This window comes from Rhodanobacter sp. Root179, assembly GCF_001428465.1.
Lineage (GTDB): Bacteria > Pseudomonadota > Gammaproteobacteria > Xanthomonadales > Rhodanobacteraceae > Rhodanobacter.
This window is the reverse complement of the sequence record NZ_LMHR01000043.1, coordinates 23,908-31,938: the sequence shown is the minus strand read 5'-3', so window position 1 is coordinate 31,938 and position 8,031 is coordinate 23,908. Positions and strand designations below refer to the sequence as shown.

The window sequence follows — 8,031 nt, the reverse complement described above, 5'->3', positions numbered from 1 at the left end:
GTCGGCACGACCGTGCTTGCGCACGGTGGCGCTGACGGTGGCGCCCTCTACAACCGGCGCGCCAACGACGACCGACTCACCGGTACCGACCATCAATACCTGGTCGAAACTGATGGTGGCGCCTTCTTCGGCGGTCAACAGCTCCACGCGCAGGACGTCGCCCTGCATGACGCGGTACTGCTTGCCACCGGTCTTGATGACTGCATAACTCATGGGAATGCCCTTCTGTCGTTATTCTCTTGGGTATCGCCATGACCCTTTACAGGTCTGGCGAACCGCGGATTATAGCGACGTGACCCCGCGCTGGTCAATTACTGACCACGCCGGACCCGAACGGCCTTGCCGCGCCCCCGCGGCGAGCCGTTCAGTGGCCCGGCCCGGGCGCTGGAACGGCCGGCTTCGCCGCCGCGGGACTGGCCGGACACTGGCCATTGGCGTCCAGCGTACCCTTCTGCTGCAGCTGCCTGATCATCGTCTGGCCGCGCTCGCGCCCCCAGGCCTGGCCCACCTTCATGCCCTCGGCCATCGTTACCGGCATCTGCGTGATGACCTTCTGGCCCAGCGGGGAGCGGTAGAACTTCAGCAAGCCGGCGACATCCTGGGCAGTGAAATGGCGCTGGTAGATCGGCACCATCTGACCCAGCAATTGCCGGGTGCCGCTGGCGTCGATGAAACCCTGCCAGTAGGACGCCGGAACGCAAGGCACGGCCTGACCCATCACCGTGACCATCTGCGTGTTCATCTTCCCGAACATGCGATCCATGTGCATCACCTCGAACAGTTCGCGCACCTGCTTTTCGCTCGGCTGCGCGGCAACGGCCTGTCCGGCGGCGCCCAGCGCCAGCGCTGCAGCAGCAGCGGTTCCCGCCCATTTCTTCATGACTCGCCTCCGTACGGGTGAAACCGGCATTTAGCCACAGCCGGAACGGTGAGCCAAATTCGACCGCCACCTGACGCCGTCGACACTGAACCATCAAAACTCCTTGGTATAGTAATGGTTCCCCCCCATATCCGGCGTCCATGGACACCATACGCATCCGCGGTGCGCGCACGCACAACCTCAAGAACATCGACCTCGACCTGCCCCGCGATCAGCTGATCGTGATTACCGGCCTGTCCGGTTCGGGCAAATCCTCGCTGGCCTTCGACACCATCTACGCCGAAGGCCAGCGCCGCTACGTGGAATCGCTTTCCGCGTATGCGCGACAGTTCCTGTCGATGATGGAGAAGCCCGACGTCGACCACATCGAAGGCCTGTCGCCGGCGATCTCGATCGAGCAGAAATCCACCTCGCACAACCCGCGCTCCACCGTGGGCACGATCACCGAGGTGTACGACTACCTGCGCCTGCTGTACGCCCGTGTCGGCACGCCGCGCTGTCCCGACCACGGCATCCCGCTGGAGGCGCAGACGGTGAGCCAGATGGTCGACGCCACGCTGGCGCTCGATGCGGAGACGCGCTACATGCTGCTGGCGCCGGTGATCCGCGAGCGCAAGGGCGAGCACGTGCAGGTGTTCGAGCAGTTGCGCGCGCAGGGCTTCGTACGTGCCCGCGTCGACGGCGCGGTGTATGACCTCGACGCCGTGCCGCCGCTGACCTTGCGCCAGAAACACACCATCGAAGTGGTGGTCGACCGCTTCCGCCCGCGCGACGACATCAAGCAGCGCCTGGCCGAGTCGTTCGAGACCGCGCTGCGGCTGGGCGACGGGCTGGTGATCCTGGCGAACATGGACGATCAGTCCGCGACGGAGCAGCTGCTGTCCTCGCGCTACTCCTGCCCGGTCTGCGACTACTCGCTGCCCGAGCTGGAGCCGCGACTGTTCTCGTTCAATTCGCCGGTGGGCGCCTGCCCATCCTGCGACGGCCTCGGCGTGACCCAGGTGTTCGACGCCGCGCGCGTGGTCGGCCACCCCGAGCTGGCTCTGTCCAGCGGCGCGGTGCGCGGCTGGGATCGACGCAACGCGCACTATTTCCAGCTGATCCTGTCGCTGGCGGCGCACTACGGCTTCGACGTGGACGCGCCGTGGCAGAAGCTGCCGGCGGACGTCCAGAAGGCCATCCTGTACGGCAGCGGCAAGGAACGCATCGCGTTCCGCTACATCACCGAACGCGGCGGCAAGGTCACCCGCGAACATCCGTTCGAGGGCATCCTGCCCAACCTGGAACGACGCTACAAGGAAACCGAATCCGCCGCCGTGCGCGAGGAGCTGGCGAAGTACATCAGCGACCAGCCCTGCCCGGTCTGCGAAGGCCAGCGACTCAACCGCTCGGCGCGCAACGTGTTCGTCGCCGACCATGCGCTGCCATCGTTGACCCATCGTTCGATCGACGACGCGCTTCAGTTCTTCGAAGAACTGAAGCTCACCGGCTGGCGTGGTGAGATCGCGGTGAAGATCGTCAAGGAAATCCGCGAGCGGCTGACCTTCCTCAACGACGTCGGCCTCAACTACCTCACGCTGGATCGCCAGGCCGACTCGCTGTCCGGCGGTGAAGCACAGCGCATCCGGCTCGCCTCGCAGATCGGCGCCGGCCTGGTCGGCGTGATGTACGTGCTGGACGAACCCTCGATCGGCCTGCACCAGCGCGACAACGAGCGCCTGCTCGGCACGCTGACCCGCCTGCGCGACCTCGGCAACACGGTGATCGTGGTGGAGCACGACGAGGACGCGATCCGCATGGCCGACCACGTGCTCGACATCGGCCCCGGCGCCGGCGTGCACGGCGGCGAGATCGTGGCGCAGGGCAGCGTGCAGGACATGCTGGACTCACCACGCTCGGTCACCGGCCAGTTCCTCTCCGGCGCGCGCGCGATCGAGGTACCCAAGGAACGCCGCCAGCCGATCGACGACGAGTCGTGGCTGCACCTGAAAGGCGCCAGCGGCAACAACCTCAAGAACGTCGACCTGGCGATCCCGGCCGGCCTGTTCACCTGCGTCACCGGCGTCTCCGGATCGGGCAAGTCGACCCTGGTCAACGACACGCTGTTCCGCCTCGCCGCCGCCGAATTGAACGGCGCCGGCACGCAGGCGGCGCCGCACAAGTCCGTCACGGGCATGGACTTGTTCGACAAGGTGGTCGACATCGACCAGTCGCCGATCGGCCGCACGCCACGCTCCAACCCGGCCACCTACACCGGCCTGTTCACCCCGCTGCGCGACATGTTCTCGCAGGTGCCGGAGGCGCGCTCGCGCGGCTACACGCCGGGCCGCTTCAGCTTCAACGTGCGCGGCGGCCGCTGCGAGGCGTGCGAAGGCGACGGCATGATCAAGGTGGAGATGCACTTCCTGCCCGACGTCTACGTGCCCTGCGACGTCTGCCACGGCAAGCGCTACAACCGCGAGACGCTGGAGATCCTGTACAAGGGCCACACCATTGCCGACGTGCTCGACATGACGGTGGAGGATGCGCTGAAGCTGTTCGAGAACGTGCCGACCATCGCGCGCAAGCTCGACACGCTGCGCGCCGTGGGCCTCGACTACATCAAGCTCGGCCAGAGCGCGACCACGCTGTCGGGTGGCGAGGCGCAACGCGTGAAGCTGTCCAAGGAACTCTCCAAGCGCGACACCGGCCGCACGCTCTACATTCTGGACGAACCCACCACCGGCCTGCACTTCCACGACATCGAGCAGTTGCTCGACGTGCTGCACCAGCTGGTCGACCAGGGCAACACCGTGGTGGTGATCGAACACAACCTCGACGTGATCAAGACCGCCGACTGGGTCGTCGACCTGGGCCCCGAAGGTGGCGCGGGCGGCGGCCGCATCCTGGTCGCCGGCACGCCGGAAACCGTGGCGGCCACACCCGCATCGCACACCGGCCATTTCCTCGCGCCGCACCTGAAACCGGCCAAACCGAAAAAGCCGGGCACCGCCAAGCGCATCAAGGCCGCCACCAAGCACATCGCCTCGGCCGACAAGTACAAGCCGATGCGCGGCAGCGGAAAAAAGAAGAAGCCTGCATGAGCAATCCTTCGCCCGGCATTGCCGAAAACGGAACCGGGGCGTCCGACGTCCCCCTGTTCGTCGCCTCGCTCGGCGTGCGCTGGCGCGACCTCGACGCGTTCAACCACGTCAACAATTCCAGCTACCTCACCTACCTGGAAGAGGCGCGGCTGCAGTGGCTGAGCCACGTGCCCGGCCCCTGGTTCGACGAGCACGCGATGCCGGTGATGGCCGCCAGCCAGATCAACTACCGTCGCCCCATCGCCTGGCCTGCGCAACTGCAGGTGCAGTTGTTCTGCGAGCGCATGGGCAACAGCTCGATGACCATCGCGCACCGGGTGGTCGACGCCGACCAGCCCGACCGGCTGTACTGCGACGGTCACGTGGTGATGGTGTGGATGGACCCGGCCAGCGGCAAGCCCGTGCCGCTGCCCGAGGCGATCCGCGGCGCCGCCATCTAGCCGACCATGCGCATCCCGGTCGCCCGCACCTCATTCACGGTCCGCCCGGGCGGGTCCGGCTGGGTCGAGACGATTGCAGGCGCGCGCCATGACTGGCGCTTCCGGCCGCACTTCCACGCCGGCGACGAAATCGTCGAGGTGCTGGCAGGCCGGGCGCGGCTGCGCCTTCCCACGACCTGCCGCGAGGTTGCCGCTGGCGACAGCGTCGTGGTGCCGGGGGGCGTGATCCACCGCTTCGAGCCGGTGGACGGCAGCGGCTGGGCGTTCATCTCGCGTTTCGTGCCGCCAGCCACGAAGAATGTCCCGGCTGGCGGTCCCCGCGATGCGTTGGGCGTGCAGGCCAGGGCGTTGCTGGGCGAGCGTCCCTCGTTGCACACCGACGTGGAAGCGATCGCGCAAGCCTGCGCGGTTTCCGCCGGCCACCTGGCCCGCACGTTCCGCCGCGAGACCGGCAGCAGCCTGCACAACTTCCACGTCATGCTGGCCCTGCACAAGGCCAAGGCCTTGTTGCGCGATCGCGCCTTGATCATCGACGCGGCGCTCGAAGCGGGCTTCTACGACCAGGCCCATCTCAACCGCGAATTCGTCAAGACGTTCGGCATGACTCCCGCCGCCTTCCAGGCGGGCTGGGCAGCGGTATAGCTCAGGGCGTCCCCGGCTCGAGCTCAAGCGCCATGTACAGTGTGTCCGGCACTGGGTTGTCGTAGTACGGCGGGACCGGGCGAAAGCCCAGCGCGACATACAGCTGCCGCGCCGCCTTCATCGAGGCCAGCGTGTCCAGCAGCACGCGCACGTAGCCGGCCCGGGCCGCCGAGGCGATCACCGCTTCGGCCAGTCGTCGCCCCAGCGCCTGCCCGCGCGCCGCGGGTCGAACATAGAGGCGCTTGATCTCGCATGTGCCCGGCTCCGACCAGGGGCGCAGCGCCACGCACCCCTGCACCGATCCTGCACCATCGCGCGCGATCAGGATCGCGCCCCGGGGCGGCGCGTACTTGCCGGGCAGCTGTGCCAGCTCCGCGGCCACGTCCTGGAAGGAAAGGTCGATGCCGAGGCTGTCCACGTATTCGAGGAACAGTTCGCGCACGATCGCGATATCGTCCGGCCGCCGGGCGGCGGCGATATCGATCGTCGAAGTAGCGGACATGGTGGGTCTCCATGCGGAATACGCACGCCACGATAGTGAATCCCCGGCGCCGACGCTTGGACAATCCTGACCAGCACGGGAACAGGTGCAAGTCAGGCGTCCACCGCACACAGCGACGCAGTCGGCACGCGGCATGCGCCCGCCCTCGTTATGATGGCAATCCACTCCCCACGATGGAATGCGCCCCCATGACGACGCCACATCGCACCGTCCTCGCCTTCGCCTGCATCGCCGCCCTTGCCGGCACATCCGCGGCGCATGCCGCCGACGCCACCGAACTCACCCTGTATCGCAGCGACAGCGCTGCGCTGTATGCCGGCAACGATGGCGGCAATGTCAACGACGGCTATGCCGTGGTGCGCGAACAGCGCACGCTGGATCTCGCCGCGGGCACGCACGACGTGGTGATCGGCGACCTGCCGAATTCGCTCGACGCCGAGGCGCTGGCGCTGGGCTTTCCCGAAGGCAATGCGAAGGTGGTTTCGCAGCGCCTGCTGTTGGCGCAAGGCGCGAATGCGGCATTGACCGGACTGGTCGGTCATGCGGTGGAAGTGCTCGGCGCCGGCGGCCTGCCGCTGGCCAACGGCACCCTGCTGCGCGCGGGTGACGGCCTGCTGATACGCGGCGTTACCGGCACCACGCTGGTGCGCAACTACGCCTCGGTGCGCAGCACCGACGGCAAGTTCCCGCTCGGCTCCAGCCTGAGCCTGCGCGTGGACGCCGCACGTGCCGGCACGTCCCGCGCCGTGCTCAGCTATCCCACCTCGGGCCTGGGCTGGCGCGCTGCCTACGTGGCGACGCTGCAGCCGGGCGCCACCTGCCGCATGCAGTTCGAAGCGCGCGCCAGCATCGCCAACCGCAGCGGGCGCGACTGGCACGATGCGAAACTCACCCTGATCGCCGGCGAGCCGAACATGGCCAAGCCGTCGGCCCCGCAACCGATGATGGCGATGGCACGCGGATTCAACGCAAAGGCCGACGCCATGCCGCAACAGGACAGCATCGGCGACTATCGCAGCTATACCCTGCCCGGCGCGGTCGAATTGCCTGATGGCAGCGTCAGCCAGGTGCCGCTGTACGCCAGCCGCGCGATGGATTGCACGCGCACCGCGCTGTACGAGAACGGCGGCAGCTTCCAGCCGCAGCAGCCGATCGTGAACCGCGACTTCAACCAGGGCGGCGGCAACACCATCGTCAGCACACTGAAGCTGAAAGCCTTCGACAGCCTGCCGGCCGGCTACCTGCGCGTACTCACGGCCGACCGCAACGGCACGCCCCAGTTCATCGGCGAAGGCCGCATCGACGACACGCCCAAGGGCAGCGACGCCACCATCACCCTGGGCACCGCCTTCGACCTGCGCGCCGAACGCGAGCGCACCAGCTTCAGCATCGACAAGGCCGCCCGCACGATGAACGAAGCGTTCCGCATCAACTTGAGCAATGCCGGCGAGAGCGCGCGCACCGTGACGGTCCGCGAGCATCCCGGCCGCTGGCGCCAGTGGGTACTGGTATCGTCCAGCAGCAAGCCCAGCCAGCAGAATCCGGACACGCTGGAGTTCCGCATCGAGGTGCCCGCCCACGGCAAGGCCGTGCTCGATTACGCGGTGCGCTACAGCTGGACCGCCGACGAACAGCCGCAATAATCATTGAACGGAGTCAACCATGCTCAACCTGATCAATCACGACGCGATCCGCGAGATCCAGCTGGCCCGGCCGCCGGTCAACGCGCTGAACCTGGAGCTGGTGCGCGCGCTGCACGCCGCCATCGATGAGGCAGTACGCGACAACGTGCGCGGCATCGTGCTGTCCGGCGCCCAGGGACTGTTCTCCGCCGGTGTCGACGTGCCCGCCCTGCTCGCCTGCGACCGGGCCGGCGTGCGCGAATACTGGCGCGAGTTCTTCGCGCTGTGCGCCACGCTGGCGCGCTGCCCGGTACCGATGGTCGCCGCGATCACCGGCCACAGCCCTGCCGGCGGCGCCGTGCTGGCGCTGTTCTGCGACTACCGGGTGATGGCTTCGGGCCCGTTCCGGATCGGCCTCAACGAAGTGCAGGTGGGTCTGATCGTGCCCGAATCGATCCAGCTGGCATTGCGCCGCGTCGTGGGCACTTACCGTGCCGAACGCCTGCTGGTGGCCGGCGCGATGATCGAGTCGGACGCGGCATTGGCCTGCGGCTTCGTCGACGAGCTGACCGGCGTGGATCAGGTCACCACCCGCGCCCTGCACTGGCTGGGCGAGCTGCTGGCGCTGCCGTCCAACGCCATGCTGACCACCCGCCGGCTGGCTCGTGCCGACCTGGCTGGCGTCTATGCCGACGTCGACGCGCTGCCGCTGGATGAATTCGTCGACGCGTTCTTCCATCCGGAAACGCAGGCAGTGCTGCAGGCTCTGGTGGCGAAACTGAAGAGCAAGAGCGAGAAGTGAGTGACGAGGAGTGAGAAGAGAAGGTGGGAGTCGATAGCTCTATCTCGCTTCTCACTCCTC

The 8,031-nt window shown here is 67.4% G+C and carries 8 protein-coding genes; 5 read left to right on the top strand and 3 right to left on the bottom strand.

Going from position 1 to position 8,031, the window contains the following annotated elements:
* Both rplU and ASD82_RS02655 read right to left on the bottom strand, forming a co-directional pair.
* Positions 1–213: 50S ribosomal protein L21 (rplU, locus tag ASD82_RS02660; RefSeq protein WP_056715004.1), on the bottom strand; the 213-nt coding region annotated here is incomplete at its 3' end.
* A 151-nt stretch (positions 214–364) separates the two neighbouring features.
* Complete coding sequence (locus ASD82_RS02655; protein ID WP_056714999.1) at positions 365–880, bottom strand: DUF2059 domain-containing protein; 516 nt, start codon at positions 878–880, stop codon at positions 365–367.
* A 140-nt stretch (positions 881–1,020) separates the two neighbouring features.
* On the opposite strand from ASD82_RS02655, the gene uvrA reads away from it, so the two are divergent.
* Genes uvrA through ASD82_RS02640 form a run of 3 tightly spaced genes read left to right on the top strand, consistent with a single transcriptional unit; the run spans position 1,021 to position 5,045 of the window.
* Positions 1,021–3,963 (top strand): excinuclease ABC subunit UvrA, encoded by a 2,943-nt coding sequence (uvrA, locus tag ASD82_RS02650; protein WP_056714996.1) that lies wholly within the window; start codon positions 1,021–1,023, stop codon positions 3,961–3,963.
* Positions 3,960–4,403 (top strand): thioesterase family protein, encoded by a 444-nt coding sequence (locus tag ASD82_RS02645; RefSeq protein ID WP_082542758.1) that lies wholly within the window; start codon positions 3,960–3,962, stop codon positions 4,401–4,403. The genes uvrA and ASD82_RS02645 overlap by 4 nt, the downstream gene beginning before the upstream one ends.
* A gap of 6 nt (positions 4,404–4,409) precedes the next feature.
* A complete protein-coding gene (locus ASD82_RS02640; RefSeq protein ID WP_056714993.1) occupies positions 4,410–5,045 on the top strand; it encodes an AraC family transcriptional regulator in 636 nt (211 codons plus the stop codon).
* Position 5,046: 1 nt separating this feature from the next.
* Here ASD82_RS02640 and ASD82_RS02635 read toward each other — a convergent pair whose 3' ends face one another.
* Positions 5,047–5,547 carry a GNAT family N-acetyltransferase gene (locus ASD82_RS02635; protein WP_056714990.1) on the bottom strand — a complete coding sequence of 167 codons (501 nt, stop codon included), beginning with the start codon at positions 5,545–5,547 and terminating at the stop codon, positions 5,047–5,049.
* A 188-nt stretch (positions 5,548–5,735) separates the two neighbouring features.
* On the opposite strand from ASD82_RS02635, the gene ASD82_RS02630 reads away from it, so the two are divergent.
* Both ASD82_RS02630 and ASD82_RS02625 read left to right on the top strand, forming a co-directional pair.
* Positions 5,736–7,190 carry a DUF4139 domain-containing protein gene (locus ASD82_RS02630; protein WP_056714987.1) on the top strand — a complete coding sequence of 485 codons (1,455 nt, stop codon included), beginning with the start codon at positions 5,736–5,738 and terminating at the stop codon, positions 7,188–7,190.
* A gap of 19 nt (positions 7,191–7,209) precedes the next feature.
* Positions 7,210–7,971, top strand: coding sequence for an enoyl-CoA hydratase/isomerase family protein (locus tag ASD82_RS02625; protein WP_056714984.1), 762 nt, complete (start codon positions 7,210–7,212; stop codon positions 7,969–7,971).
* The last annotated feature ends 60 nt before the right edge of the window (positions 7,972–8,031 follow it).

What these genes read in the sequence shown, in the direction of transcription:
- ASD82_RS02655 (WP_056714999.1), bottom strand. Translation starts at nt 880, where the DNA reads ATGAAGAAATGGGCGGGAACCGCTGCTGCTGCAGCGCTGGCGCTGGGC.
- uvrA (WP_056714996.1), top strand. Translation starts at nt 1,021, where the DNA reads ATGGACACCATACGCATCCGCGGTGCGCGCACGCACAACCTCAAGAAC.
- ASD82_RS02645 (WP_082542758.1), top strand. Translation starts at nt 3,960, where the DNA reads ATGAGCAATCCTTCGCCCGGCATTGCCGAAAACGGAACCGGGGCGTCC.
- ASD82_RS02640 (WP_056714993.1), top strand. Translation starts at nt 4,410, where the DNA reads ATGCGCATCCCGGTCGCCCGCACCTCATTCACGGTCCGCCCGGGCGGG.
- ASD82_RS02635 (WP_056714990.1), bottom strand. Translation starts at nt 5,547, where the DNA reads ATGTCCGCTACTTCGACGATCGATATCGCCGCCGCCCGGCGGCCGGAC.
- ASD82_RS02630 (WP_056714987.1), top strand. Translation starts at nt 5,736, where the DNA reads ATGACGACGCCACATCGCACCGTCCTCGCCTTCGCCTGCATCGCCGCC.
- ASD82_RS02625 (WP_056714984.1), top strand. Translation starts at nt 7,210, where the DNA reads ATGCTCAACCTGATCAATCACGACGCGATCCGCGAGATCCAGCTGGCC.